The organism is Ochrobactrum sp. 19YEA23, assembly GCF_029909865.1.
In the GTDB taxonomy this organism is placed as follows: Bacteria; Pseudomonadota; Alphaproteobacteria; order Rhizobiales; family Rhizobiaceae; genus Brucella; species Brucella gambitense.
In genome coordinates this window covers 51,198-76,392 of record NZ_JASAMQ010000010.1, presented here as the reverse complement: position 1 = coordinate 76,392, position 25,195 = coordinate 51,198, and the positions used below count along the sequence as shown (strand labels likewise).

Below are 25,195 nucleotides of genomic sequence, written 5' to 3'. Positions count from 1 at the left end.
TCGTGTCAAATCCAGCTGAAAAACATGAAGGCGGCGATGCAATCGTCGCCTTCCACGATGTGAGCAAGGTTTATCCGAACGGCACCGTCGCGCTCAGCGACGTGTCGTTTTCGATCCGCGCCGGATCGATCCATGCCATTTGCGGCGAGAACGGCGCTGGCAAATCGACGCTCATGAAAATCCTGTTTGGCATTGAAAATGCCACGGCGGGAGAAATCGTCATCGATGGCCAGCATATCGCGTCCTGGTCGCCGGAAGATGCCGCCACCAAGGGCATCGGCATGGTGCATCAGCATTTCTCGCTGGTGCCGACGCTGACCGTGACGGAAAACATCATTCTCGGTCATGAGCCGGTGAAGGCCGGACTGATCGACCGTGTTGCCGCGCGCAAAATGGTCGATGAACTGATGCAGCAATATGATCTGCATGCCGACCCGGATGCGATCACGGGCACGCTTTCCGTGGCTGCACAGCAGAAGGTCGAAATTTTGAAGGCGCTGGCGCGCCGCACCCGTTTGCTGATCCTCGACGAACCGACTGCCGTTCTCTCTCCGCCGGAGATTGAGGAATTGATGCGACGGCTGAAAAGCCTGCGCGACGACGGCATCACCATCCTTTTCATTTCGCACAAGCTGAACGAAGTGCGCGAGCTGGCGGAAAGCGTCACCGTGCTGCGCGCCGGTGCCGTTACCGGCACGGAAAAGCTTGCCGATGTGCCGGACGACGCCATCATGCAAATGGTCATGGGCCATGCGGTCGACATTCCAAAACGCGCCCACAAGACCGGCCCGACCAGAACGGTCCTCGCCATGAATGGCGTGACGACCAAAGCGCCCGATCCTGCCGACCGCATCAACGATATCAACCTCACCATTGGTGCAGGCGAAATCGTCGGTGTTGCAGGTGTGGACGGCAGCGGCCAGCGCGGTCTTGTGTCCGTCCTGTCCGGTCTGGCAGAAGCTGCGACCGGCAGCATCAGCCTCAACGACGCGAATATGCTGCGCGCCGATACGGCGAGCTGGCGTAAAAAGGGTCTTGCCTATCTTCCCGCCGACCGCTTTTCGCAAGGCGGCGCGCCCGGCCTGTCTCTGGCGGAAAATGCAATCGCCGGAACCGATCGCAATCCCGATACAGATAGGGGTCCTTTCCTGCGCTGGAACGCGATCAAGACGCGCGTGCAGGATATGATCAAGCGCTATTCGGTGCGGGCAGGTGCGATTACGGAGCGGCTCGATTCGCTTTCCGGCGGCAATGCGCAAAAGCTGATTGCCGCACGTGAACTGGCAACCAATCCGAAATTTCTCATCGCCGATCAGCCGACACGCGGCATCGACGTTTCGGCGGCGGCTTTCCTGCATCGTCGCATTGACGAAGTGGCGCAAGGCGGCTGCGCGGTGCTGCTGGTCAGCGCCGATCTCGACGAATTGCTGCGTCTCAGCGACCGGGTTGTCGTGCTCTTCAACGGGCGCATTGTCGCCCATCTGGAAAACGGGCCCGACATCACACCTGCGACGCTCGGCCCCTACATGCTCGGAACCAAGGTGGCTGCCTGATGCATAAAATTCTGGCTTCCCTCGTTCCCTTCTTCCTGACCGTGTTGGTTATCGCCGTCATCATGGCCGTTCTGCTCGTGCCGCTGGCGCTGATGCAGGACGACCCGGCGGCGATCCTGAAGACGTTCTTCCTTGGCCCCTTCGGCAGCATTCGCCACATGGGCAATATGGTGGAAGCAGCAACGCCGATCATGCTGACCGGCCTTGCCATCACCATCATGTTCCGCTCCGGCCTGTTCAATCTCGGTGCAGAAAGCGGCTTCTTTCTGGGCGCACTCGGCGCGGTGACCGGCGCTGTGCTGATCCCGTCGCTCGGCTGGTTCTCGCTGCCAGTCGCCATTTTGTGCGGCGCGGTTGCGGGCAGCTTTGCCTGCACCATTCCGGCGGCACTGCGCCTGCGCTTTGGCGCATCGGAAATGGTGACGTCGCTGGTGCTGAACTACGCCTTTCTGTTTCTCGGCCTGTTCGTGCTCAATTACGTCATCCGCGACCCGGCAGCGGGCGGCATGATGTCGTTGAAAATTCCGCCCGAGGCGAAGCTTGACCGGCTGCTGGCGGGCACGCGCCTCAATAGCGGCTCGATCATTGCTATTCTCGCCTGTATCGCGGGCGGTATCTGGCTTTACTGGACGCGGTCCGGTCTCAACATCCGCATTGCAGGCTCCAGCCCCGGTTTTGCCAACCATCTCGGCCTGCCGCTCAAGGGCATCATCATGCGGGCGCAGATCGTCGGTGGTCTGGTGGCGGGCATGGCAGGTGCGCTTGAAGTGCTCGGCCTGCACGCGCGCTTTTCGTGGCTTGATCTGCCGGGTTATGGCTGGACGGGTCTCGTCGTCGCCATTCTGGCGCGCGAAAATCCGTTCCTTCTGGTCCCGGCGGCCTTGTTCCTCGGTTTCGTTCAGGTCGGCGGCGACCTTCTCGCCCGCAACATGAATATCCCGACCGAAGTGGTGGGGCTGGTAACGGCGGCCATCATGGTGGGTTCGACCGCAAGCGTCATCCATAATCACCCGACCGTGCTGCGCCTGATCCGCAATTTGCGTAACCGCAAAGACGAACAGGCCCAGGAACGGCAGATTGGAGAACACGCATGAGCACCGTTCTCGCACAAATTCTCGATCCATCCTTCATTGGCACGATCCTGCGCGTTTCGACACCACTTCTGCTGGCGGCGCTCGGCGTGATGATTTCCGACCGCGCCGGTGTTCTGAACATCGGCATGGAAGGCATGATGCTTGTGGCGGCGCTCATCGCCGTTCTGGCCAGTGCGGCAACAGGAAGTCCAGCCATCGGGTTGCTCGCCGCGCTGATTGCAGGCGCGCTTCTCGGATGGATCATGTCGGTTTCGGTCAATCGTCTCGGCACCGACCTCATCATGACCGGCATTGCGCTCAACATCGCGGCAGCGGCGGCAACAACGCTCGGCCTTTATCTCGCCACTGGCGACAAAGGCATGTCGGGCGCGCTGAAAAGCGGTTCGCTGCCAAGCCTGCCAGTGCCTTTCATCGGCAATATCCATGTGCTGACCTTCGCTGCCCTTCTGGCGGTCCCAGCGGTCAGCCTGTTGATGATGCGCACCCGCTTCGGCCTGCATCTGCGCGCCACCGGCGTTGATCCCAAATCGGCGCGTGCGGCAGGCATTCATGTCGGGCGTGTGCAGATGCAGGCGCTGGTGCTTTCCGGCATTTTCGGGGGGGCGGCGGGCGCCTATCTCTCGCTTGGCTATGTGACCTGGTTTGCCCAGAACATGACCGCCGGTCGCGGCTTTATCGCGATTGCAGCCGAAGTTATGGGACAGGGAACGGCCTGGGGCACGCTTGCCGCAAGCCTTGTGCTGGCTGCTGCGGAATCGCTCGCCATCACGCTGCAAAGTCTCGGACTGCCATTCGAACTGATGCAGATGATCCCCTATCTCGTTCCGGTGGTCGTGCTGACGGTCCATGCCGCCCGCAAGCAGCGGCGCGCACGGCAATTGAAGAACTCCTGAAATGCATGAAAATGAGAAGAACATGAAGGCTTGGGAACTGACCCGCGACCTGCTGCGCGACACCAAACCCGTGGTGCGCACGGCGGAAGAACAGACATGGGATGCAAGCGCCGTCATGAAGGCGCAGGACGATCTCATGGCCATGTTCTGGAAAAGCAATGTGCCCGGCTCGGCTGCACCTGAATGTCTGATGGCAGGCGCGCTGCAGTCACTCGAAAACAAGGGCTATGTGCTGGAGCCTTACGCAGAGCTTCTGCTTGACGGGCTGGCAGCGCTTGAGCGCGACGATTTCGAAACGCTTTACCGCATCGACATGCGCCTGCGCGTGCTGATGCGGGCGGCACGGCCCGACCCGAACCACATCTCGCAAAAGACGGTGCGATACACCACGTGGGAGCAGTTCGACGCGGCCGTTCAATGGCCGGACGATGTGCTCTATGCTGTGCAGTCTGACGATTTCCGCGACCGCACCGCAGCCGCGTGGATGGCGCAGCTGGTGGGCGCAGCGGCTGGAACCGCACTCGAAGGCTATACGGCTGAGAACATCATGGAGGTTTTCGGCCCGATCCGCGATTATGTGCGTGAGCCGAATACCTATAATGACGACATCACGTTTGAGATTGCCTTTCTGGAAGCCTTTGGCGACAAGGGTTCCGCCGTCACCAGCCGTGACATTGCCGAACGCTGGACTTCACTGATCCCGCTTGGCTGGTCGGCGGAAGCCATTGCGCTTTCCAATATGCGCCGTGGCCTGACGCCGCCGGAAACCGGCACGTCCGACAATCCGTTCGATGAATGGATCGGCGCGCAGATGCGCGGCACCATTTGCGGCATGGTTGTGCCCGGTCGCGCCCGCGAAGCCGCACGGCTTGCCTGGATGGACGCGGAGATTTCCCATGCCGGTAACGGCATTCTGGGTGAGGTGTTTAACGCCGTCATGGCCGCCCGCGCTTTTGCCGTAAAGGACACGCGTGAACTGCTCGTCTCAACGATAGAGCTGTTTTCAACCGAAACGGAATATGGCGCTGTTCTGGCATTCACGCTCGATGCCTGCCATGCCGCAAACAGCTGGCAGGATGCATGGGCGAAATGCGATGCGGAATATGCCGAGTATAACTGGATCCACGTCTATCCGAATGCAGCGGCGCAGGTCATCGCATTGTGGTTCGGCGACGGCGATTTCGACCGCACGCTCGAAATCGTGTGCGGCATTGGTCATGATGTCGACTGCAACGCAGCGCAGATTCTCAGCATGATCGCCATCCAGTACGGCCCTCGCATCATCGCCGAGCGTTGGTCGAAGCCGCTGCTGGCCGACGACATCGTCACCTATATGCGCCGCCCGGCGAAAATCTCTTTCGAAGCGCTTGTCGACCAGACGGTCAATGCAGCGCGCAACGCTCTTTAAATCCCCTATTAGGAAACCTATCATGGCCCGTAAAATTATTATCGATACCGATCCCGGTCAGGACGATGCCGTCGCCATTCTGCTGGCCTTGGCAAGCCCGGAACTGGACATTCTCGGCATTACCGCCGTTGCGGGTAACGGCCCGCTGGCCCGCACGGAAATCAACGCGCGCACCATCTGCGAAGTGGCGAAGAAGACGGATACCAAGGTGTTTGCAGGTTCCATCCGCCCGCTGGTACGCCCGCTTGTCACCGCCGAAAACGTGCATGGCAAGACCGGCCTCGACGGTTATGATCTGCCCAGGCCGACCATGCCGCTGCAGGCGCAGCACGGCGTTGACTTCATCATCGAAACGCTGATGAAGGAAGAACCAGGCACTGTCACGCTTTGCCCGCTTGGACCGCTGACCAACATTGCCTCCGCGCTGATCCGCGAACCGAAGATCGCCGGGCGCGTCAAGGAAATCGTACTGATGGGCGGCGGCTATTTCGAAGGCGGCAACATCACGCCTTCGGCTGAATTCAACATCTATGTCGATCCGCATGCCGCAGCGGTCGTGTTCAAATCCGGCATCCAGATCACCATGCTGCCGCTTGACGTCACCCACAAAGTGCTGACCACCGAAAAGCGCATCGCCGCCATTCGCGGTCTCGGCACCCATGTCGGCGAAGTGGTCGCGGCATGGCTCGAATTCTTCGAGCGCTATGACGAAGCGAAATACGGCACCGATGGCGGCCCACTGCACGATCCAAATGTCATCGCCTATCTGTTGAAGCCAGAGCTTTATTCCGGCCGTCATTGCAATGTGGAAATCGAGATCAATTCGGAGCTGACCATCGGCGAAACGGTCGTCGACTGGTGGGAAGTGACCGACCGCCCGAAGAACGCGCTGTTCATCAAGGATGTCGATGCCGATGGTTTCTTCACGCTTCTGACGGAACGTCTGGCGACGCTCTGATCTCTCGTCAAAATGAAAAAAGCCGCGCTGGTCCAGCCAGCGCGGCTTTTTGTTTACAACTGAAACTCAGGCGCTGGCGATCAGCGCTTCCACTTCGCTTGCAGTCGGCGCTGCCGCGCCTGCACCTGCCCGTGTGACCGCAATCGCCCCCGAGGCGGACGCAAAGCGCACGCAATCATGCAGCGATTTTCCTGCCGCATAGGCGACCGCGAAACCGCCATTGAAACTGTCGCCTGCCGCGACCGTGTCCACGACCTTGACTTTGAACGGCTCGAAATGCCTGACCTCACCCGCGGTCACCAGCAATGCCCCACGGCTGCCAAGTTTGAGGATGACGGTCTTGGGGCCGCGTTCCAGAAGGTTGCGGGCTGCCGCTTCCGCCGAGGCCAAATCGGTCGGCTCGATGCCGGTGATTTCGGCGGCCTCGGTCTCGTTCGGCGAGATGATGTCGCAAAGCGCAATCAGATCCGCCATGCGGCTGGCATCGCCAACCGGAGCCGGGTCGAACAGCACCTGCCCGCCTGAAGCACGCACGGCTTTCGCAACCGCCAGATTGGCCTCATGCGGCACTTCGCGCTGCAGCAACGTGATCTTCGCTTTGGCAATGTCCGCGGCGTGCGCATCGATATCGGTTGCCGACCAATGTGCATTGGCCCCCGCGCAAACGGCAATCGTGTTCTGGCCAGCCTCGTCGACCTGAATGATCGCCATGCCTGTCTCGACACCGTCAGTCACCCGCACGCCATCTGTGTTGAGGCCGAATTCCTGCATCTGCTTGACGGCAAGATCACCGAAGGCATCGTTGCCGACCGCGCCGACGAAGCGCACATCGCCGCCGAGCTTGGCGACAGCCACGGCCTGATTGGCGCCCTTGCCGCCGAGACCAATCCCGTAGCCCGACGCATTCACCGTCTGCCCCGGACGTGGCAACGCCGCCATTCGTGCGCTGACATCCACATTCACACTGCCGAAAATGAAAATCTTCAACGGCTTCCTCCATAGAAGTTTTGCTGCACCATAACTGCGAGCGAAGAAAACTTCCATGTCGGTACTTCTGTCGTGCACAGACAGAAAAGCCGCGAGATTGTCTCGCGGCTTTTCTTCAATCACGGGGCAGTCGACTTATTCGGCTTTCAGGAATTCGCCGACTTCCAGCAGCACGAACTCATTATCGTCAACCTTGTCGAGCGAACGGCCTGCCGAGAACGGCAGATTATTGTCGTTACCGACGATGATATGGGTATCGTCCACGCGGTCGACATTCTCGATCGTCACAAACGGCATGTCGTAAATGGCGTCATGACCACCCTGACGGCGCTTATTGTCCGGGTCTGCAATGGTCAGCAGATCGATGTAGCCGATCTTGCGCACTTCCTTGCCGACATTGCTGTCATCGAAGGAAATCTTGTAGATGCGCTTGACCTTGGACGGCACGTCGAAGCAATCCGGCTGCGGCTTCTTCGGATCGGCACAAGCCTTTTCCGCAACGCCTGCACCGTTGTCGCGTTCGATGACCAGACCCGTGCTGGCATCCAGCATATTGAAATCGCCAATCGCTTCGCCGCCTTCAGCCAGAGGATAGAGCCACGAACGGCCCGTCCACTTCTTGTCAGCCACGCTGAACTCGATGATGCGCAGGCCAGTCTTGCCGCTGTCGGTCTTTTCCGGTGCGCCATCGACGAAAAGCGGGCCTTCGAGGAGACCGTAGAGCTTCGAACCGTCCTTCGACATGGCAAGGCCTTCAAAGCCGCCCGAACGCTTCAGATTGTAAACCGGAAGCTTGAGGCTCGGATTGGCCGGCAAGGCGAGCTTTGGATTGTCCGGCGAGACGACCTGCGTTTCACCAACCTGCGTTGAGAACACGTCCGTCAGCTTGCCGTCAGTATCGAATTTCAGCAGGAACGGACCGAATTCCTCGCCCACCCAGAAACCATCCGCCACGGGCTGGATCGATTCCACGTCGAAATCCGCGCCAGTCAGGTAACGCTTTTCCGCGCCTTCCATGACGATCGGGAATGGTGCTTTCTTGTCCGGGTCGCTGAGGAATAGGGTCTTCACGCGCTCGACCTTGCCGTTGTCCCAGTCGAACTTGACATTGTGCAGCATCAGCATGGCGTCGGGCGAATTGAACTTCGTGCCGAAACCATTGTCCGACAGCGTCCAGAAGCTGCCGTCTTCCATGGTCTTGATGCCCGAAAAGCCCTGCACAGGCTGGCCGTCGAAGGGAAGCGAAACGCCGGTTTTACGCACGCCATCCTTGCCTTCAATCGTACCGATGCCTTCAGCACGCTTGCGGTCTGCTGTGGTGAATTTGCCGGAGGTCTTCAAATGATCTGCCGCACCATCCGGTGCCGCGATGACCGTGTTAGCTGGCAGGATCGCATGGGCCTTCAGCGTGGCAGGAAATGCTTTTTCCTCCGCCGATGCCGGAACAATGGTGAAAGCCAGAAGGCTGGCGAGAATGGTCGACGTGCCGAAATACCGATGCATGGAATGTCCCCGTTCCAAGTTAGCTCTGCGGTATCGGTAAGCTGGCTTCGTGACATGTGCTTGACTGTCCAATGAAGCTTTGAAGACTTTCCCTGAGAAAGCGCGGGAAAACCGAACTTCGGTGATTTGGAATATTTTTCCTCTATTCGGCAGACAACTATGACGCTAGTTTCCTGCGTCGTTGTATGAGGGAAAAAATGACCGATAATTCGTCCGTTCGCCGCAATATTCTTATCCTGACGATGGCGCAGGCGCTCGGTGCGTCGAGCCCGCCTATCGTCATCTCGCTCGGCGGCCTTGTCGGGCAGAAATTGTCGTCCGATCCGGCCCTCGTCACCCTGCCCGTCAGCCTGTTCAATCTGGGACTGGCGCTCGGCACTTTGCCTGCCGCGTTCTTGATGCGGCAGCTCGGGCGGCGCAATGCCTATATGATTGGTGCGCTTGTCGGCGCGACGGCGGGGCTTGTCGCAGCCGCTGGCATTTTCTCCGCATCATTCCTGATCTTCTGCCTTGGCACGCTGACAGCAGGTCTCTATGCCGCCTATGTGCAGAGCTATCGCTTCGCCGCCGCAGACACCGCCAGCGGCGACATGAAAGCCAAGGCAATTTCCTATGTGATGGTTGGCGGGCTCATCGCCGCAATCGTCGGGCCGCAGCTGGTGATCTGGACCCGCGACACGATCCCCGATGCCATGTTCGCCGGCAGTTTCCTCAGCCAGGCGGTGCTCGGCCTCATCGCATTGCCGGTCCTGTCCATGCTGCGCGCGCCCAAGGCTGTCAAAGCGGCCAATGCCAGCAATGACACCGGAAGACCCCTGATCGAAATATTGAAAATGCCGCGCTTCATCCTGTCGGTCGCGGCAGGCGTCTGCTCCTACGCCCTGATGACCTTTGTGATGACGGCTGCACCTATCGCCATGGTTGGCCATGGTCATTCGGTCGATCACGCAGCGCTCGGCATTCAATGGCATGTGCTTGCCATGTTCGGACCAAGCTTCTTTACCGGCAAGCTGATCGCCCGCTACGGCAAGGAAAAGATCACCGCGCTCGGCCTTGTGCTGATTGCCGGGGCGGCTGCCGTTGCACTCGGCGGCTTCGATGTCGGCCATTTCTGGATGGCGCTGATCCTGCTTGGCATCGGCTGGAACTTTGGCTTCATCGGCGCAACCGCAATGGTCACCGACTGTCACACGCCAGCCGAGCGCGGCAAGGCGCAAGGCGCCAATGATTTCATCATGTTCGGCACGGTTGCCTGCGCGTCGTTCTTCGCGGGATCGCTGCTGCATGCGTCCGGCTGGGAAACGATCAACTGGCTGGTTTTCCCGGCTGTCGCACTGGTGCTCGTGCCGCTTATCCTGCGCCTGAAGCCAAAGGCAGTGACACAATAGCCAGCTTCACAAATAAGCACGCTAACGTGACTTGGACTTAGTTTTGCCAGAAGCTATCTATTTTACTGACGAGCATCGATCCGATTCAATCGGATCGATGCTCTATCTTTCTTTTCAAAAGCATCAATTCGACGCCGTATATTCAGCTTATTGAGTGCCGGACGAACCGCTGGAACGAGACAATGATCAACGATCTGACCGACGAAATCTTCTGGCTGTTCACCATCGGTGTCTGCATTCTGTTCATTATCCGCCTGCTGTCGCCACCCCCGGCGATGCGCAGCAAGGCATCCGCGCAGCCGCTTCCGCGCCCGCGCTGGCGCTCGCGTCGCCGCGCTTTCCGTGAACGCTGGATGGCACGCAGCAAAGCCGAACGGCCCTAAAAGGCGAAAGACGTCTCAGCGCATAAAGATAAGCGCCATACCGACCACGGTAAAGGCCGCGCCAAGCCATGCGCCTGCGGCAGGGCGCTCGCCCGTCCTGAGCCAGAGCAGCGGCAAGATGATGACCGGGGTTGTGGCCGAAATGGTCGAGACGATGCCCGCTTTGCCACCCGACAAGGCGAAAAGCAGCAAGGTCATGCCGATGCCCAGCGACAGAAATCCGGTCAATGCCGTCATCGCCCCAACCCGCCAGTTGAGCGGATTGCGCGGCTTCACGGCGGTAAATGGCAACTGCATCAGTATCGACAGACATAAGGCGGCAGTGCCGACGCGCAACATGGACCCGACGAGCGGGTCGATGCCCGTTTCCATCACCGGACGCGCAATGATCGAGCCGATGGCCTGACCGAGCGCGGACAACAAGCCAAGGCCGATGCCCGCCCATAGCGATCCCTTGATCGTTTCCCATGGATGCAGCTGCGTTGCGCGCTTGCCAAAGAAAATCGCCAGCGAAACCCCAAAAACCGTGATGACAATGCCGAGCACGGCGATCAGAGACAGAGTTTCACCGAGCACCAGCCAGCCGAGCAATGCGGTCATTGGCGCGTTCATGGCGAAGAGAATGCCGGAGCGGCGCGGTCCAAGCCTGTTCAGCGTGATGAAAAGCAGAGTATCGCCCAGAAAAATGCCGATGAAACCGGAAAGCATCAGGGGCAAGACAACATCGCCGCTCAGCTGCTGCCATTTCCCAGTCGCGATGACATAGATGGCAAGCAGGCTCGTGACAAACACCTGCCGCACGCGATTGAAGGCAAGCGCGCCCAGATGACCGGCTGGCCAGGCGGAGATGAGGCCCGTCAGTGCCCAGCACGTTGCTGCGCCAGCGGCAGCCAGCTCATAGATCGGCATGTTATTCCTGCAATTTTCCCAAATCCGGCATTTGGTGCGCCGCTCCTCCGGCGCGCCAAACACTATGCCGCTTTCTATCGGGGCAGGAAAATGCCGTCTATTTCATTCTCGTGAACTGGCTATCACGGAAATCGAACGATCCGCCCGCTGATCAGAACCGGTAGGTCACGCCCAGAACGGGACCGTTGAGGCGTGAATCGAACACGTAGCCGTCACGGTCGTAATCGACATGCAGCGCCTTATAGCCTGCCGAAACCGACAGGTGATCGGTGAGCACATAATTGACTGTGCCAAGCACCGACCAGGTCAATTCAGAACCCGCGCCAAATCCGCCAATATCCGCCTGCGCCTGCAGGGATAGCTTGTCCGTCAGGCGCAGAAGCGCCCGCGTGCCCACGACCGGATCGACCCAGTTGAAGCTCTCGCCATAGCTGCGCGACAGGCCCAGCGCGCTGACCGTCACATCATTGGAAATGTGCCAGAAACGGATGCCGCCCAGTGCATCAAGCGAGAATTTCGGCGTATCGACAACGCGATAGCCGGCTTGCAGCGTGGCCATGAACTGCTTGCTGTCCACATCGCCCTTGACGACCGTGCCCGATGGAATGGCAATCGGCAGCGGCGGCAGATTGCCATAAGCATGGCTTTCGGTCGTATCGACATACATCATGTCGCCCGAGACGACGAAACGGTCGTATCGGCCCCAGACATTGACGAAGCCGCTGAAATTAAGATCGCTCAACACATCGGAAAAGGACTTTTCAATGCCAATGGTCGGTGCGCGCTGGAAGGGCGAAATATCTCCCTTGAGACCGGCAGCCCAGACATAGGGCGTGACTTGCAAGGCCCAGCGCTGGCTTTCCACGACGGACGGCGCTTCCGGCGGAACGACTACCGCGTCGGCAGCACTTGCGGCCTGCGCGCCGCAAAGGGACATGACAGCGGCAACAGCATACGTGTTCAGTCTATTCAAAATGCGTCCCTCAAGCTGAAAGCGTGTTCTTGTGAATGCGCCCATCCTTCATGATGAGCTTCATCGTGCGATCCGGATCGGCAATCAATGAAATATCATCGAGCGGATTGCCATCCAGCACGAGAATATCGGCGTAGGCTCCGGCTTCTATACGGCCAAGCTTTGCCGGGTAAGGATTGCGCGGCCCCGAAAGCGCGACCAGATCGGCGTTACCGCTGGTCAGCATGCGCAGCACCTCGGCATTGTCATACCAGCGCGCAAACTTCGCGAGCTGTTTGCCTTGCGTCGCCGTGCCCTTCGGGTTGAACAGAATGTCGGTTCCAAGCGCCATCTTGACCTTGTACTTCCGGCCAAGCTCGATGGCCCGCACAGTACCGTCGGAGATCTGCTGCTGTTGCTGGCGCTGCACCGGATCGGATTTCGGATTGGCGTCTTCGTCAGCGAGAAATGGCTGGATGCTCCACCAGGCATCGGCATCGGCCATGCGCTTGACGGTTTCCTCATCGGCAAGCTGGCCGTGCTCGATGGATTTCACGCCGCAAGCCAACGCCCGCTGGATACCGGCGGACGTATAGGTGTGGATGCAGACATAGGTGCCCCAGTCGGAGGCAGCAGCAACAGCCGCCTTCGTCTCGGCCTCAGTGAACTGGATGCCATCGATAGGATCGTAAGACGAAGAAACGCCGCCGCCGCCCATGATCTTGATCTGGCTTGCGCCCAGCATCAGCTGCTCGCGCACGCGGCGCAGCACTTCCGCCTCGCCATCGGCAATGGCCGAAATGCCTGCCCGTTCTGCAACGCTCAGATCGCTCTGGGCGCTTCGCGGCAGATCGGTGCGCATGCGGAAATCGCCATGACCGGAAGTTTGCGAAATCATCGCGCCCGATGGGTAAATGCGCGGGCCAACCACGCCGCCCTCGTCAATGACGCGCTTGAGCGCGAAGGACGGCCCGCCGACATCGCGCACCGTTGTGAAGCCGCGCAGTACCGTGCGCTCGGCTTCCTGCGCAGCGACCAGATGCACATAGGGAATATCGGCGGTCATGGCCGCCAACTGCGAAATTCCGGCCAGAATGGAGTGCCAGTGCGCTTCGATCATACCCGGCATCAGCGTGCGCCCGCCGCAATCGATAACGTCCGCGTCTGCCACCGTTTCCTGCGCGCCGACCAGCGCCTTGATGAAATTGCCTTCCACCAGAACGTTCTGGCCCTCAATGAGCCTGGCGCCAGTGCCATCGAAAATCGTCACATTGGTGAGAAGAACGGGCTTTGCCGGGGCTTTGGTCTGGGCCATTGCCGTACCGCTCAGACCGAGGGCCGAGACCGTAAGCGACGCGGCAGCCGCCTTGAGCAAATTGCGGCGCGACAGCTTCTTTTCCATCCGCGCCATCAGTTGCAAGGCCTGCGGGCTATGGCAGGCGCAGCTCCATCCGTGAATGAGGTGTCCGTATTTTTGGCCAATCCGTATCGACAAGACACACCCCTTCTTTTCATTTGCGAACTATAGCGCGCAGAAAGCTTCAGGAAGCCGAAGCGATAACGTTCATGTTAGAGGATTCTTCAATAAAAACATCTCGAATTTGCCGGTTTCATCCATTCGATGTATATATTTTCCATCCTGTGCATCGCGAATAAAATGTCGAACGAACCTCCCTGCCTTACCGCCGATTTGACTATTGAATCTGGAGTAAAAATTGCGCCGTGAACAAACTGTCCTTCAAGTCTCGATAGGCGTTACTCTCCTTGTCGCCGGTTTCGGCGTCGTATTCGGTCTTTTGTCCGGTTCATTTTCGATTGTATTCGACGGCGTCTATATGCTGGCCGATGCCGCCATGAGCGGGCTCGCGCTCATCGTATCGCGGCTGATCGCGCTTTCCGCCTTGCCGGAGCGGACCAACCGCAAACTGCGTGAGCGTTTCACCATGGGTTTCTGGCATCTGGAACCGATGGTGCTTGGCCTCAACGGCATCATGCTGACCGGGGTTGCAATCTATGCGCTCATCAATGCAATCGCCATTATCATGCAGGGCGGTCGCCATCTCGAATTCACCTATGCCATTTTCTATGCCGTGGTGGCATTGATCGCCTGTCTCGGCATGGCCTGGTTCGAAATGCGCGCCAATCGCAATATCAAATCGGATTTCGTGGCACTGGACGCCAAGGCCTGGATCATGTCCGGCGGCATTACCGCCGCGCTGTTGGTCGCCTTTCTGATCGGCTATCTCGTCGAGGGAACGGAGCTGGGGTGGATAGCGCCCTATATTGATCCGACCGCGCTGGCCGTGGTCTGCCTTGTCATCATCCCGATGCCCATCGGCACGATCAAACAGGCGCTGGCCGACATTTTTCTGGTCACGCCTGCGGACCTCAAAATGCATGTCGACAGCGTGGCGCAGGACATTGTGAAGCGCCACGGCTTCGTGTCCTATCGCGCTTATGTTGCCAAGGTCGGTCGCGGCAAGCAGATCGAACTTTACTTCATCGTCCCGCCCAACCTGCCGCCTCGGCGGCTGGAAGAATGGGATGCCTTGCGCGATGAAATCGGCAATGCGCTGGGTGAGGAAAGCCCCGACCGTTGGCTCACCATCGCCTTCACCACCGATGTGGAATGGGCGGTGTAATCGCTGATTTATCCAGACAGCTTCTTCGCCTGAATTTTCTGCGATGACGCTTCGACCGTCACATCGTAGTGGTCGCCCTGCACGACATCGAGAACGCGGCTGGGACGAAAGGCGGCGATGTTGACGCCGCCTTCATGGCGCAGGCTGTCGAACAGGATGCCGTCTTCTCCGGCGGCGCGCATTTCCTCGCCGAAATGCTGCGATGCGCCGTAATCGCTGGAGGCGTAGACGTCCGGCCTTGCCGCTTGCTCACCACATATATCGACAAAATCGCCTTCAAGACGCGCGCTATAGACACGGAATGTCCGGGAAAGTGCCGTCTGCCCCGTGGCAACCGCCTCACGGCGCATATGATGCGCGACTTCCACCACGGAGGTGGTGAGGCTTGCTGCGGCATACCATGCGCCAAGCTCCGGCCCGTTGAACCGCATGCCGCCCGGTGCAACATGCAGGAATGTCGCCATGACGATGCTGGAATTCGGCCTACCGAACACCCATTCCTCATGCGGCAGCCTTTGCAGGCGCTCGACGAGAAGCCGGTCGTTGGTCCAGCCCGCCAGTTCCATCACGGCTTCCAGATCGGCAGCGGTTGCCACCGTGTCGAAAAGCCCGACCGGAGGAAAACGCGACGGAATAAGCCGGTAGCTCGGTTGTGGGGCGGGATTGCGCCTCACGAAAACACCACGTCGGAATCGCGATAAGGTGTGAAGGCGCTGTCGATTTCGTTTGGCTCCATGACGTGGCCGCCACGGGCCGCGTCGAGAAACCGCCGCACGGTCAGCAATCCATCCTGCGTGCCGCCTGTGACCAGCCTCAGCGGTGCATGACCGCCAAACACCGTTGCGCGATTGGGCGTCGTCAGCCAGCGCACGCCCGCTATCTCATCCGCATAAAGAACACCCAGCGCCTGATGAATGCCGAGCACGGCGGACAGGCGCGTCAGCACATCGACATCCAGCGTGATATCGCGATGCTCGCGCACGGCTTTGATCCAATTGTAATAGGTTGAGCGCGATGGAAGACCCAGCACCAGCAGACGCTGCTGCTCGTCCAGCCCCCAGAGATCGGCAATGGCCAGAAAGGTGCGCAGACCGGGAGCGCTCAGCCGCTTGCGCGACAATGGCTTTAAACGGCCCGGATCGAGAACATCCGGTCCTTTTTCAATCCCTGTCTTTAACATCGCCGCGTTTCGAGCCATGATTGCCTCCATTCGTCCAGAATGGAATATAGTCCAAATCTGGACTTTTACAACCCGGTATGAGAGCGCATCCCGAAAAGTGTGAAACGGTTTTCGGACAGGATGCGCGTTGAAACAGAGGATTAGAGTGCCGATCTGATCCAATCAGATCGAAACGCGCTCTAAAGAAAGCGATTATTCAGCTGCGATGAGCGGGGCGTTGGCAGTACCCGGAAGATCGAAATGAACTGGACGCAGCGAGACATGGCCGTTGCGGATATCCAGCACATGCGAATAGACCTGCGCGCCGCTTTCGAGTACCGGCAGCTTTTCCTCATGCATGATGCTGATGACGATGGCGTCGGGGCAGCGGGTCTTCAGAGCGGTATGGAAGCGTGCCTTTGCAGCCGGGTCGAGAGCACCTGTGGCTTCGTCGAGGAAGATGATCGACGGCTTGTGCAGGAGGATGCGCGCCAGCACGATCTTCTGCTTCTGCCCGCCGGACAGAACCATATCCCACGGTGCGCCACCGGCATCGCTGTCGTTCATCCGTTCGATGAATTCACCGAGACCCGCTTCATGCAGGACGGCTGCAACAGCAAGATCGCCAAAACTTCCGGCATCGCCCGGCAGGCTGACAAGCTGCTTCAGCGATACGGACGGGAACTTTGCATCCTGCGTCGCATAGAGCGAGGTCGCATTCTGCGGATAGATGATATCGCCGGTGCCATAGGGCCAAAGACCGTTCAGCGCCTTGACAAAGGAGGTTTTACCCGAGCCGGATTCACCGCGCATATAGACCCAGTCGCCAGCGCGGATATTGATCACGCCGGAGCGCAGGAACGGCGCCTCGCTGTCCGGCCCCTGCATCAGTGTGAGGTTGCGGACAGACAGGCCGAAGCGCGGATGCTGACGGGCGAAAGCAAAGCGATTGACGCCCGAACGCGCATAGAATTCCGTCGGGTCCTGCACATTTTCCATGGCCTGCGCCAGCCCGGTCACGCGGTTTGCATTGGCGCGCAGATTGGCGATTGCAGGCATAACCTGAATGAACCACGAGCAGTCGTTGATCATCGCGGCAACCAGTTCCGCACCCGTGACATAATTACGGAAGCTCACCGATCCGCTCATATAGGGCAGAAGGCCCGGAATATAGGCGACGATGCGGTTGGACAGGAAGCCATAGGCCTGCGAGAAGGCGAGATAGGCCGCGTCAAAACGATTGAGCTTGTTCCAGGTGCCGTCAACATCCTTGTAGAGACGTTCATTCACCGAACGCTGGACGGCCTCGCCATTGGAGGCGGAAATCTGGAAGCTGCGACGCAGAAGGGTTGTCCATTCGCCACGATAGGAACCTTCCGCCTGCTGAATGCCGAGATTGAGGCGTTCCAGACGGCGACCGATCTTGATGGCTACGAATGTGCCGAGCGGGACGTAAATCAGGATAGCTGCAAAGGCGAGAACCGCGCTGCCATAAGAGCCGAAGACTTCCAGCCCCTCCACATTCGTGGACATTTCGATGAGCTTCTGCCCGATGAAGAAGGCCGACAGGACGACGCCGACAATACCCATCACGAGGCCGATGGCGCCGCCAGTCATACCCTTGATCGATTCCTGCAAGCGCTGATCGACATTGTCGATCTGGTCCTTGCCGCGACCTTGCTGCAAATGGAAATGGCTGTGCTTGCTATTCAGAAGCGCTGCGGAGAACTGATCGTTCAGCCACTTGCGCCACTTGCGATGCAAGGTCGTGGAAAGGAAATGGCGCGAGCCAACCAGCATCACATCCTTGCCCAGCATCAGCAGAACCAAAAGACCGGCATTGACCGAAATCGTCGCCAGCGGGTTTTGAACCGGTGCGGTATTGGCATTGACGATGGAGTTCATCAGGTGACCGGAAGCTTCCGCTACCCAGACCGTCATCTTGCTGACGAATGCCGTCAGAAGAAAAATCGCGGCGGTGAGCGCCCAAGCTTCTCTCCAGCGGTCGGATACCCAATAGGCGCGCATCAGGCCCCAGAACAAGGTCATGTTGGCCACGGCAGACTTGTCCCCTTGTTGCAGGCTGACCTGCCGGGACTGTCGTTCTATCTGCCGTACTCCTTTCAATCCACACCTCGCTTCCAGTTCACCGATTGTAACTCTGTGTAACACATTGCAACAAACTGTGGTTAACGCAATGTTAACAGTCAATACAAAACGCGAGCACAGAATCTTGAAAAGCGGGACGTGCCCTTTCAAGAACATGAAATCGTTCAGCTATTGGATGTGCTAAATTTTATGGGGAAGCGTCGTTTTATGCGGAAAACACACGCTTAGAAGCAAATATGCAACATGATTCGGCGTGATCGCTCTGTTACAAGGCGAGAAATGCCTGCAATCGCGGCACCGCGAAATCGAGGAAGACCTTCACGCGCTGGGGCAGTCTGGCCCCGCCAAGGAACACGGCATTCACCTCTTCCTCGTCGCTTTCGATGACATCCGCCAGCACCTCGACCAGCCGTCCGGCTGCTATGTCGTCGCGCGCATGGTAATGCGCGATGCGGGCCAACCCCACCCCGGCTATGGCCATGCGGCGCACCGTTTCACCATTATTGGCGAGCAATGATCCACAGACGGCGCGGTCAACAATGCGACCGCTTTCCTTGAGCGGCCAGACCGGCGCGACACGGCGGAAGTTGAAGCCGATGCAATTATGCTCGGCGAGATCGTCAACCGAGCGTGGCATGCCGCAGCGCTCCAGATAGGCGGGGGCCGCCACGATCTTGCGCCGCGCCAGACCGATCTTGCGCATCATCATGCTGGAATTTGCAAGCTTGCCGGTGCGAAACGCCACATCGGTCCGGTCGCGATAGAGGTCGACGATCTCGTCGTTGAGAGACAGGTCCACCACGATATTCGGATAGGCGCTGAGAAATTCCGGCAGCACCGGCTCCAGCCCCAGTGTGCCCAGCGCAACCGATGTGGTGATGCGCACCGTGCCGCCCGTGCTGGCCGAGCCTTGCGACAGTTCGCGCTCGATCTCGTCAAAGTCGTGCAGCAGCCCCTGACTGCGCTCATAATAGATGCGCCCTTCGGCGGTCAGCGACAGGCGGCGGGACGACCGCTCCAAAAGCCGCACGCCAAGCCGCGTCTCGATACGCGAAATCAGCTTGCTGATGGTGGATGGATTCATGCGCAAAAGGCGCGCAGCCTCCGAGAAGCTGCCCGCGTCCACGACCCGCAGGAACACCTGCATCTCACCGGCGCGATTATCCATCCATGACCCCATCTGTGAAATTGTTTCATAGATAATGTGGAACGACAGCGGATTTTCAAGTGGGAATGTTGGGCCTATCTCTTTGTGCATCACAGGATTCTAATGGATTCCTGACTGGAAGCGTTTGCCTCCCAAGCTTCGTGCGCCTCCGCGCGAAACGCGTCCAGCCAGTCAACAGGAGTTACAATGAAGATCGTCAACGCACACGGCGCGGCTATTCCCGCGCTTGGTTTCGGCGTTTTCCGTATGTCGGACGCCGAAGTGGAAGCCGTCATTCCAGCCGCACTGGAAGCAGGTTTCCGCCATTTCGATACCGCTCAGATCTATCAGAACGAAGCAGCCCTTGGCCAAGCCTTGCAGAAGGCTGGCGCACGTCGCGATGATCTGTTCCTGACCACCAAAGTCTGGGTCGATAATTATAGCGAAGAGAAGTTCGCTTCTTCCGTGAGCGAAAGCCTCGACAAGCTGCAAGTCGATCAGGTCGACCTCTTGCTGCTGCACTGGCCAGCCCACAAAGTGTCGATTGCCGAACAGGTCGACTTGCTGAATGCGGTTCAGGCTTCGGGCAAGACGCGCTTTATCGGCGTCAGCAACCAGAATATCGCGCAGATGAAAGAATCGATTGAACGCAGCCAAGCGCCAATCGTGACCAACCAGATCGAGGTTCACCCTTATCTCGACCAGAACGCGATTGCTGCTGCCGCCAAGGAAGCAGGCGTTGCCATTACCGCCTATTTCGGCATGGCCGATGGCGCGGTTCCGCGTGATCCGGCTTTGCAGGCCATCGGCGCGAAATACGGCAAGACCGCCGCACAGGTTGCGCTGCGCTGGCTCATCGAACGCGGTTTCATCGCACTGTCGAAGACCGCCAAGCCGGCGCGTGTCGCGGAAAACTTCGATCTGTTCGACTTTGAACTCAATTCTGAAGACATGGCGGCGATTGCAAAGCTCGCCCGCCCGGACGGACGTCTCGTCAGCCCTCCCGAGCTGTCGCCTGTCTGGGACAAGTAACACGGAGATTTCGCTATGAGTGCTTCAAACGCTCAGGATAGCGCAACCAAAGCGGCCGGTTTCAACTGGCCGCTTCTTGCGCTTGCAATCGGTGCCTTCGGCATCGGCACCACCGAATTTGCGCCGATGGGCCTGCTGCCGGTCATCGCCGATGGCGTGAATGTATCGATCCCGACCGCTGGCCTGCTGGTCAGCGCCTATGCGATTGGCGTCATGATCGGCGCGCCGATCATGACTTTGGCCTTTGGGCGTTTCGGCAAGCGCACCGCGCTGATGCTGCTGATGGCGATCTTCACCATCGGCAACATCCTGTCGGCCTTCGCACCGGATTACTGGACGCTTCTGGCTGCTCGTCTCGTGACGAGCCTCAACCACGGCGCGTTCTTCGGTCTCGGCTCCATCGTTGCGGCCAGTGTCGTGCCGCCGGAAAAGCGGGCCAGCGCCGTTGCGACCATGTTCATGGGTCTCACCATCGCCAATATTGGCGGCGTCCCGGCAGCAACCTGGATCGGCCAGCAGATCGGCTGGCGCATGTCGTTTGCGGGAACTGCGGTTCTCGGCCTCGTCGCCATTGCCGCCCTGTGGCTTTCACTGCCGCGCGGTGAAGCGGGCAAGATGCCCGATATCCGTAAGGAAGTGGGTGTTCTGTTGCGTCCAACCGTATTGAAGTCGCTGGCGACAACCGTGATGGGTGCAGGCGCAATGTTCACGCTCTACACCTATGTTGCCGCCGTTCTGGCTGACCGCACCGGTGCGTCGGAAGGTTTCGTGACGCTGGCACTCGTAATCATCGGCGTGGGCTTTACCATCGGCAACGCGCTGGGTGGCCGTCTGGCCGACTGGTCGCTGAATGGCGCAACGCGGATCTTCCTCGGCCTGCTCGCTGCCATCAGCTTCGTGCTGCCGCTCGCGCTCAACAGCCATGTTGGCGCGCTCATCAGCCTGCTGGCCTGGGGTGCTGCTGCATTTGCCATCGTGCCGCCGGTCCAGATGCGCGTCATGCAGGCCGCAGCCGAAGCACCGGGTCTGGCTTCGTCGATCAATATCGGCGCATTCAACCTTGGCAATGCAGTGGGCGCGGCTCTGGGTGGCGCTGTGTTGAGCGCGGGCTACGGCTATGCTGCCATCCCGGTGGCCGGTGGCCTTCTGGCCGCGGCGGGTCTGCTGTTCACGCTGTCACGCCGCCCGAAAGCGGAGCTTGCCCCTTCGGCTTGCTGATAAAACTTGCCCCGGCGCGCGCCTGATCAATCGAGCGTGCGCCGGAAGCGCAACAAAGCCATCGTGGCAAAAAGAACAACGAACAGAATCAGCGCATTCACCTCGCCTGCAATATCGGCAAGGGTTGCGCCTTTCAGCATAACGGCGCGCACAATACGCAGGAAATGCGTGAGCGGGAAAATCTCGCCCAAGGTCTGCGCCCAGTCGGGCATGCCCCTGAACGGGAACATGAAACCCGACAGCATCAGCGATGGCAGAAAAAAGAAGAAGGTCAGCTGCATGGCCTGCATCTGCGTCCGCGAGGCGGTCGAAATCGTATAGCCGAGCAACACCAGCGACAAAACGAAGATCAGCACGCAAGCCAGAAGCAGCGCCAGCGATCCGACAAACGGCACGCCGAACAAAAGCTTTGCCGCAACCAGCACGACCACCACCTGCACCGCCCCCACAGCGAGAAACGGCAGCACCTTACCCAGCATGATCTCGGCAGGCGTGGCGGGCATGGCGAGCAGGTTTTCCATGGTGCCGCGCTCGGTTTCACGGGTCAGCGCCATGGCCGTCATCATCACCATCGTCATTTGCAGGATGACACCCAGCAGGCCGGGAACGATATTATACTGCGACACGCCTTCCGGATTGTACCGACGATGCACGATCACCTGTAGCTGGCTGCGTGCGGCCTCCGTCGCTTCGGCCTGTTTGCCCTGCTCGCGCAACAGCGCTTGACTGGCCACAGTGCTGAGCGTCGAAATCGCCCCGCTTGCCACAGAAGGGTCGGTCGCATCGGCTTCGATGAGAATTTGCGGTGCATCGCCTGCATCCACCCGCCGTGCAAAGTCGGACGGGATGGTGACCACGAAGGAGACCGTGCCGTTGGCAATCAGCGCTTCGGCTTCGGCGGCGCTTTGAACCACATGATCGAAGCGATAATAACCGGTCGTTTCCAACGCCGATATCATCGCCCGGGTGTAATGATCCTGACTGGTGACGACCACGGCGCTTGGCAAGCTTTTCGGGTCATTGTTGATGGCAAAGCCGAACAGCAAAAGCTGCATCAGCGGCACCACCAGCATCATGGCGAAGGTGATGCGGTCGCGCCGCATCTGGATGAATTCCTTCATCAGCATTGCGCCAAGACGCTCGAATGAAAACCAGTTGCCGGTCATCCTTTGCTACTCCCGGCCTTGTTGCTCCCGGCGCTGGCCGCTTTCGACATATTGTCCTGCGCATTGGCCATGAACTGGATGAAGACATCCTCAAGGCTGGTTTCGCCCGCCTCGACGGTAATCCCGTCACGATGTCTGATCTTGTCGAGCGCAGTTTCAAGCTTGGCCCGGTCGGAGCCGACAACGTGCAGCGTCGCCCCGAATGGCGCCACTTGCTGAACGCCCGGCTCATTCTCCAGTTCGCGCGCAACATCGCCCAACCGCTGGCCGCTGACGATGAAAGTCGTAAGACCCGCCTCGGCGATCACATCCCTGACCGTTCCCGTTGCCAGAAGCTTGCCGTAGGAAATATAGCTGATGCGGTGGCAGCGCTCGGCCTCATCCATGTAGTGGGTTGAAACCAGCACCGTCAGGCCGCCATCGGCAAGGCGATGGATCTCGTCCCAGAAATCACGCCGCGCCTTGGGGTCAACACCGGCGGTTGGCTCGTCCAGCAGCAAGAGCTTTGGCTTGTGCATGATACAGGCGGCAAGTGCGAGCCGCTGTTTCCAGCCGCCGGAAAGCGTTCCGGCCAGCTGATTGCCGCGCGATGTAAGCCCAAGCTCTTCCAGCGTGCGCGCCACATGATCTTGCACCGGCTTCAGACGATAAAGCCGCGCCACAAATTCAAGATTTTCGGCGATGGTCAGGTCTTCGTAGAAGGAAAAGCGCTGCGTCATGTAACCGACCTCGCGCTTGATCTTCAGTCCTTCGGTGCGCAGGTCAAACCCCAGCACCTGCCCCTCGCCTTCGTCAGGCGTCAGCAGGCCACACATCATGCGGATGGTCGTGGTCTTGCCGGAACCGTTCGGACCCAGAAATCCGACAATCTCGCCCTCCGCCACCGACATGCTCACATGATCGACGACGGTTGCATCGCCAAACCGTTTCACCAGACCTTTGACATCAATGGCGTTTGACATGATCGCCTCCGCCTATCGGGCGGCCAGATCGACATCGACGATCTGGCCCGGCTGGAGCGGCGAAGCCGGATCGACCGGATGCGCCTCGACGAGATAGACAAGCTTCTGGCGCGTTTCGAGCGAATAGATCACCGGCGGAGTGAATTCCGGGTCGGGCGACACATAGCTCACCTTCGCCTTGAGGTCTGCCGCGCAGCCGTCGCAACGCACCGACAGCATGTCTCCAACCCGGACGGAGGAGAACTTGGCTTCAGGAATATAGACCTTCAGCTTCACCGCACCGTCCGGCAACATGGTCAGCACTGGCGCCGTCGGCCCGGCAGTATCGCCCGGATTGCGGATGACATCGGTGATCCGCCCGGCAGCGGGCGCAACGATGGTGCGCTTGGTCAGATGCCAGCGTGCGGAATCGAGCTGTGCGGCAGCGCTCTTGACCGCATTCTCGGCAGCCTTGATTTCTTCCGGGCGGGCGGGCAAACGCCCCACGGCCAGATTGGCCATGCTCTGATTGATGGACGCTTCGGCCACTTCCACACTGGTTTTGGCATCGTCCAGCTGGGCCTGCGTCATGACCCCGCGCTTTGTCAGGTCTTGCGTGCGCAAAAGCGTGCGCCGCGCATCGTCGGCCTGCGCATTGGCGGTACGCACCGACGCCTCCAGAACCGCAATTTCATCCGGGCGCTTGCCAACCTGCAAATCGGCAAGCTGCGCCTGAGCCTGCGCCAGCGCGGCTTCTGCCTGCGCAACCGCGATCTTCGCATCCGTATCTTCGGTGAGCGCAATCGGCTTGTCCGGTTCCACACGGTCGCCGCGCTTCACCATGACGGATTGCACCTGCGCAACTTCCAACGGGGCAAGCTGTACGAACTCGCCTTCAACATAGCCAACGGCCAGCGGCTGGCTGCTGCATGCCGCGAACAGATAGGATGCGAACGGAACGATACAGAGAAGGCTCATTGCACTGCGTCCTTATTATGCTGATCATCGCGGGCGGCGAGAATGGCAAACAGATTCTGCCGTGCGATGGCTGCAACCGCCCTGGCTTCATCGGGACCGAAAGCCACCCAGCCCATGCGCCGCTTCACCGCCTCCTGCCCGATCCGGAAATAGACGACCTGTCCAAGCAGCGTGAAAACGGTGAGGCGGGTTTGCTCGCTTTCCGCCGGTTCGCCCGTTGCTGCTTCCCACACGGCGCAAAGCCGTTTGTGGGTCGGCTCAAAGACGCCGGAATAGATGCGGTCGAGCGCCGCTGTCGGATGCGCCAGCTCGCGCAACAGAAACTGAACAATTTCGCCGGATGCCGGTTGCGCCACGATAAACTGAACCATCCGCTCCAGTGCGAAACCCAGCTGCTGACGCGCAGCTTCCTTCGTCGTCGCGGGCGCACCAATTGCCCCGTAATGGCCGAGCGCCTGACCGGCAACACCTTGTATCGTCTCGACAATATAGTCGGCAGCGGCAAGCCGCAGCCCTTCCTTGCCGCCGAAATGATAGGCGATAGAACCGATATTCGCCTTGGCAAAAGCCGCGATCTCGCGCGTCGAGGTGGCGTCGAAGCCTTTCGATCCGAACAGCTGCAAAGCCGCATGGATCAGCGCCATGCGCGTCTGGTCGCTGGACAGTAACGGCTCGCTTTGGGCGGCGTTGGCAGGGGTGCCAGTCTGGCGCGATTTTTTCATAATCTGATTTAATCAATCGATTGATTAAATGTCAAGTTAACGAAAACTGCGTG

At 59.4% G+C, this 25,195-nt stretch carries 23 protein-coding genes; 10 read left to right on the top strand and 13 right to left on the bottom strand.

What is annotated here, in order from left to right; all coding sequences use genetic code 11:
* The first annotated feature begins 2 nt into the window (after positions 1 to 2).
* Genes QBD01_RS21435 through QBD01_RS21415 form a run of 5 tightly spaced genes read left to right on the top strand, consistent with a single transcriptional unit; the run spans position 3 to position 5,906 of the window.
* On the top strand, positions 3 to 1,553 hold the full coding sequence (locus tag QBD01_RS21435; protein ID WP_280994456.1) for an ABC transporter ATP-binding protein: 1,551 nt from the start codon (positions 3 to 5) through the stop codon (positions 1,551 to 1,553).
* Entirely contained in the window at positions 1,553 to 2,647 is a 1,095-nt protein-coding gene (locus QBD01_RS21430; RefSeq protein WP_280994455.1) for an ABC transporter permease, read from the top strand. The genes QBD01_RS21435 and QBD01_RS21430 overlap by 1 nt, the downstream gene beginning before the upstream one ends.
* Positions 2,644 to 3,540 carry an ABC transporter permease gene (locus QBD01_RS21425; RefSeq protein WP_280994454.1) on the top strand — a complete coding sequence of 299 codons (897 nt, stop codon included), beginning with the start codon at positions 2,644 to 2,646 and terminating at the stop codon, positions 3,538 to 3,540. Before QBD01_RS21430 ends, QBD01_RS21425 begins: the two co-directional genes overlap by 4 nt.
* Before the next feature lie 22 nt (positions 3,541 to 3,562).
* Complete coding sequence (locus QBD01_RS21420) at positions 3,563 to 4,948, top strand: ADP-ribosylglycohydrolase family protein (RefSeq protein WP_280994453.1); 1,386 nt, start codon at positions 3,563 to 3,565, stop codon at positions 4,946 to 4,948.
* Positions 4,949 to 4,970: 22 nt separating this feature from the next.
* Entirely contained in the window at positions 4,971 to 5,906 is a 936-nt protein-coding gene (locus QBD01_RS21415) for a nucleoside hydrolase (protein ID WP_280994452.1), read from the top strand.
* Positions 5,907 to 5,972: 66 nt separating this feature from the next.
* Here the strand turns inward: QBD01_RS21415 and rbsK are convergent, their stop codons facing one another.
* Together rbsK and QBD01_RS21405 are read right to left on the bottom strand one after the other, a co-directional pair.
* Positions 5,973 to 6,950 carry a ribokinase gene (gene rbsK / locus QBD01_RS21410; protein ID WP_280994451.1) on the bottom strand — a complete coding sequence of 326 codons (978 nt, stop codon included), beginning with the start codon at positions 6,948 to 6,950 and terminating at the stop codon, positions 5,973 to 5,975.
* Between the two features lie 78 nt (positions 6,951 to 7,028).
* Positions 7,029 to 8,396 carry an esterase-like activity of phytase family protein gene (locus QBD01_RS21405; protein ID WP_280994450.1) on the bottom strand — a complete coding sequence of 456 codons (1,368 nt, stop codon included), beginning with the start codon at positions 8,394 to 8,396 and terminating at the stop codon, positions 7,029 to 7,031.
* Between the two features lie 197 nt (positions 8,397 to 8,593).
* Between QBD01_RS21405 and QBD01_RS21400 the strand changes: the two genes are divergently transcribed.
* Together QBD01_RS21400 and QBD01_RS21395 are read left to right on the top strand one after the other, a co-directional pair.
* Positions 8,594 to 9,784 carry an MFS transporter gene (locus tag QBD01_RS21400; RefSeq protein ID WP_280994449.1) on the top strand — a complete coding sequence of 397 codons (1,191 nt, stop codon included), beginning with the start codon at positions 8,594 to 8,596 and terminating at the stop codon, positions 9,782 to 9,784.
* A 182-nt stretch (positions 9,785 to 9,966) separates the two neighbouring features.
* On the top strand, positions 9,967 to 10,167 hold the full coding sequence (locus QBD01_RS21395; protein WP_280994448.1) for a hypothetical protein: 201 nt from the start codon (positions 9,967 to 9,969) through the stop codon (positions 10,165 to 10,167).
* Between the two features lie 15 nt (positions 10,168 to 10,182).
* Here the strand turns inward: QBD01_RS21395 and QBD01_RS21390 are convergent, their stop codons facing one another.
* From QBD01_RS21390 to QBD01_RS21380, 3 genes are all read right to left on the bottom strand, one after another.
* The gene (locus QBD01_RS21390; protein ID WP_280994447.1) at positions 10,183 to 11,076 is read right to left on the bottom strand and encodes a DMT family transporter; all 894 of its coding nucleotides are present in this window, start codon (positions 11,074 to 11,076) and stop codon (positions 10,183 to 10,185) included.
* A 151-nt stretch (positions 11,077 to 11,227) separates the two neighbouring features.
* Positions 11,228 to 12,013: a hypothetical protein gene (locus tag QBD01_RS21385; RefSeq protein ID WP_392391463.1), complete on the bottom strand. Its 786-nt coding sequence runs from the start codon at positions 12,011 to 12,013 to the stop codon at positions 11,228 to 11,230.
* Positions 12,014 to 12,059: 46 nt separating this feature from the next.
* Entirely contained in the window at positions 12,060 to 13,523 is a 1,464-nt protein-coding gene (locus QBD01_RS21380) for an amidohydrolase family protein (RefSeq protein WP_280994445.1), read from the bottom strand.
* A gap of 220 nt (positions 13,524 to 13,743) precedes the next feature.
* Between QBD01_RS21380 and QBD01_RS21375 the strand changes: the two genes are divergently transcribed.
* A complete protein-coding gene (locus QBD01_RS21375; RefSeq protein ID WP_280994444.1) occupies positions 13,744 to 14,670 on the top strand; it encodes a cation transporter in 927 nt (308 codons plus the stop codon).
* A gap of 8 nt (positions 14,671 to 14,678) precedes the next feature.
* Here the strand turns inward: QBD01_RS21375 and QBD01_RS21370 are convergent, their stop codons facing one another.
* The 4 genes from QBD01_RS21370 to QBD01_RS21355 form a co-directional block, all read right to left on the bottom strand.
* Complete coding sequence (locus tag QBD01_RS21370) at positions 14,679 to 15,344, bottom strand: RES family NAD+ phosphorylase (RefSeq protein ID WP_280994443.1); 666 nt, start codon at positions 15,342 to 15,344, stop codon at positions 14,679 to 14,681.
* Positions 15,341 to 15,868: an MbcA/ParS/Xre antitoxin family protein gene (locus QBD01_RS21365; RefSeq protein WP_280994442.1), complete on the bottom strand. Its 528-nt coding sequence runs from the start codon at positions 15,866 to 15,868 to the stop codon at positions 15,341 to 15,343. The genes QBD01_RS21370 and QBD01_RS21365 overlap by 4 nt, the downstream gene beginning before the upstream one ends.
* Before the next feature lie 174 nt (positions 15,869 to 16,042).
* Positions 16,043 to 17,887, bottom strand: coding sequence for an ABC transporter ATP-binding protein/permease (locus tag QBD01_RS21360; RefSeq protein WP_280994493.1), 1,845 nt, complete (start codon positions 17,885 to 17,887; stop codon positions 16,043 to 16,045).
* Between the two features lie 316 nt (positions 17,888 to 18,203).
* Positions 18,204 to 19,106 (bottom strand): LysR family transcriptional regulator, encoded by a 903-nt coding sequence (locus QBD01_RS21355; RefSeq protein ID WP_280994441.1) that lies wholly within the window; start codon positions 19,104 to 19,106, stop codon positions 18,204 to 18,206.
* Between the two features lie 186 nt (positions 19,107 to 19,292).
* Between QBD01_RS21355 and QBD01_RS21350 the strand changes: the two genes are divergently transcribed.
* Positions 19,293 to 20,117, top strand: a complete 825-nt coding sequence (locus QBD01_RS21350) for an aldo/keto reductase (protein ID WP_280994440.1) — start codon at positions 19,293 to 19,295, stop codon at positions 20,115 to 20,117.
* A 15-nt stretch (positions 20,118 to 20,132) separates the two neighbouring features.
* Positions 20,133 to 21,335 carry an MFS transporter gene (locus tag QBD01_RS21345; protein ID WP_280994439.1) on the top strand — a complete coding sequence of 401 codons (1,203 nt, stop codon included), beginning with the start codon at positions 20,133 to 20,135 and terminating at the stop codon, positions 21,333 to 21,335.
* 26 nt (positions 21,336 to 21,361) lie between these two features.
* Here QBD01_RS21345 and QBD01_RS21340 read toward each other — a convergent pair whose 3' ends face one another.
* From QBD01_RS21340 to QBD01_RS21325, 4 genes are read right to left on the bottom strand one after another with little or no spacing between them, the layout of a single operon-like run.
* A complete protein-coding gene (locus tag QBD01_RS21340; protein ID WP_280994438.1) occupies positions 21,362 to 22,501 on the bottom strand; it encodes an ABC transporter permease in 1,140 nt (379 codons plus the stop codon).
* On the bottom strand, positions 22,498 to 23,463 hold the full coding sequence (locus tag QBD01_RS21335; RefSeq protein ID WP_280994437.1) for an ABC transporter ATP-binding protein: 966 nt from the start codon (positions 23,461 to 23,463) through the stop codon (positions 22,498 to 22,500). The genes QBD01_RS21340 and QBD01_RS21335 overlap by 4 nt, the downstream gene beginning before the upstream one ends.
* 12 nt (positions 23,464 to 23,475) lie before the next feature.
* Positions 23,476 to 24,420 (bottom strand): HlyD family efflux transporter periplasmic adaptor subunit, encoded by a 945-nt coding sequence (locus QBD01_RS21330; RefSeq protein WP_280994436.1) that lies wholly within the window; start codon positions 24,418 to 24,420, stop codon positions 23,476 to 23,478.
* Positions 24,417 to 25,142, bottom strand: coding sequence for a CerR family C-terminal domain-containing protein (locus QBD01_RS21325; protein WP_280994435.1), 726 nt, complete (start codon positions 25,140 to 25,142; stop codon positions 24,417 to 24,419). The genes QBD01_RS21330 and QBD01_RS21325 overlap by 4 nt, the downstream gene beginning before the upstream one ends.
* Positions 25,143 to 25,195 lie beyond the last annotated feature (53 nt).

Coding starts and splice junctions, on each gene's coding strand:
- QBD01_RS21325 (WP_280994435.1), bottom strand. CDS start 25,142: ATGAAAAAATCGCGCCAGACTGGCACCCCTGCCAACGCCGCCCAAAGC.
- QBD01_RS21395 (WP_280994448.1), top strand. CDS start 9,967: ATGATCAACGATCTGACCGACGAAATCTTCTGGCTGTTCACCATCGGT.
- QBD01_RS21425 (WP_280994454.1), top strand. CDS start 2,644: ATGAGCACCGTTCTCGCACAAATTCTCGATCCATCCTTCATTGGCACG.
- QBD01_RS21390 (WP_280994447.1), bottom strand. CDS start 11,076: ATGCCGATCTATGAGCTGGCTGCCGCTGGCGCAGCAACGTGCTGGGCA.
- QBD01_RS21340 (WP_280994438.1), bottom strand. CDS start 22,501: ATGACCGGCAACTGGTTTTCATTCGAGCGTCTTGGCGCAATGCTGATG.
- QBD01_RS21420 (WP_280994453.1), top strand. CDS start 3,563: ATGAAGGCTTGGGAACTGACCCGCGACCTGCTGCGCGACACCAAACCC.
- QBD01_RS21350 (WP_280994440.1), top strand. CDS start 19,293: ATGAAGATCGTCAACGCACACGGCGCGGCTATTCCCGCGCTTGGTTTC.
- QBD01_RS21430 (WP_280994455.1), top strand. CDS start 1,553: ATGCATAAAATTCTGGCTTCCCTCGTTCCCTTCTTCCTGACCGTGTTG.
- QBD01_RS21415 (WP_280994452.1), top strand. CDS start 4,971: ATGGCCCGTAAAATTATTATCGATACCGATCCCGGTCAGGACGATGCC.
- QBD01_RS21345 (WP_280994439.1), top strand. CDS start 20,133: ATGAGTGCTTCAAACGCTCAGGATAGCGCAACCAAAGCGGCCGGTTTC.
- QBD01_RS21335 (WP_280994437.1), bottom strand. CDS start 23,463: ATGTCAAACGCCATTGATGTCAAAGGTCTGGTGAAACGGTTTGGCGAT.
- QBD01_RS21385 (WP_392391463.1), bottom strand. CDS start 12,013: ATGTCCCTTTGCGGCGCGCAGGCCGCAAGTGCTGCCGACGCGGTAGTC.
- QBD01_RS21330 (WP_280994436.1), bottom strand. CDS start 24,420: ATGAGCCTTCTCTGTATCGTTCCGTTCGCATCCTATCTGTTCGCGGCA.
- QBD01_RS21355 (WP_280994441.1), bottom strand. CDS start 19,106: ATGGATAATCGCGCCGGTGAGATGCAGGTGTTCCTGCGGGTCGTGGAC.
- QBD01_RS21405 (WP_280994450.1), bottom strand. CDS start 8,396: ATGCATCGGTATTTCGGCACGTCGACCATTCTCGCCAGCCTTCTGGCT.
- rbsK (WP_280994451.1), bottom strand. CDS start 6,950: ATGGAAGTTTTCTTCGCTCGCAGTTATGGTGCAGCAAAACTTCTATGG.
- QBD01_RS21365 (WP_280994442.1), bottom strand. CDS start 15,868: ATGGCTCGAAACGCGGCGATGTTAAAGACAGGGATTGAAAAAGGACCG.
- QBD01_RS21400 (WP_280994449.1), top strand. CDS start 8,594: ATGACCGATAATTCGTCCGTTCGCCGCAATATTCTTATCCTGACGATG.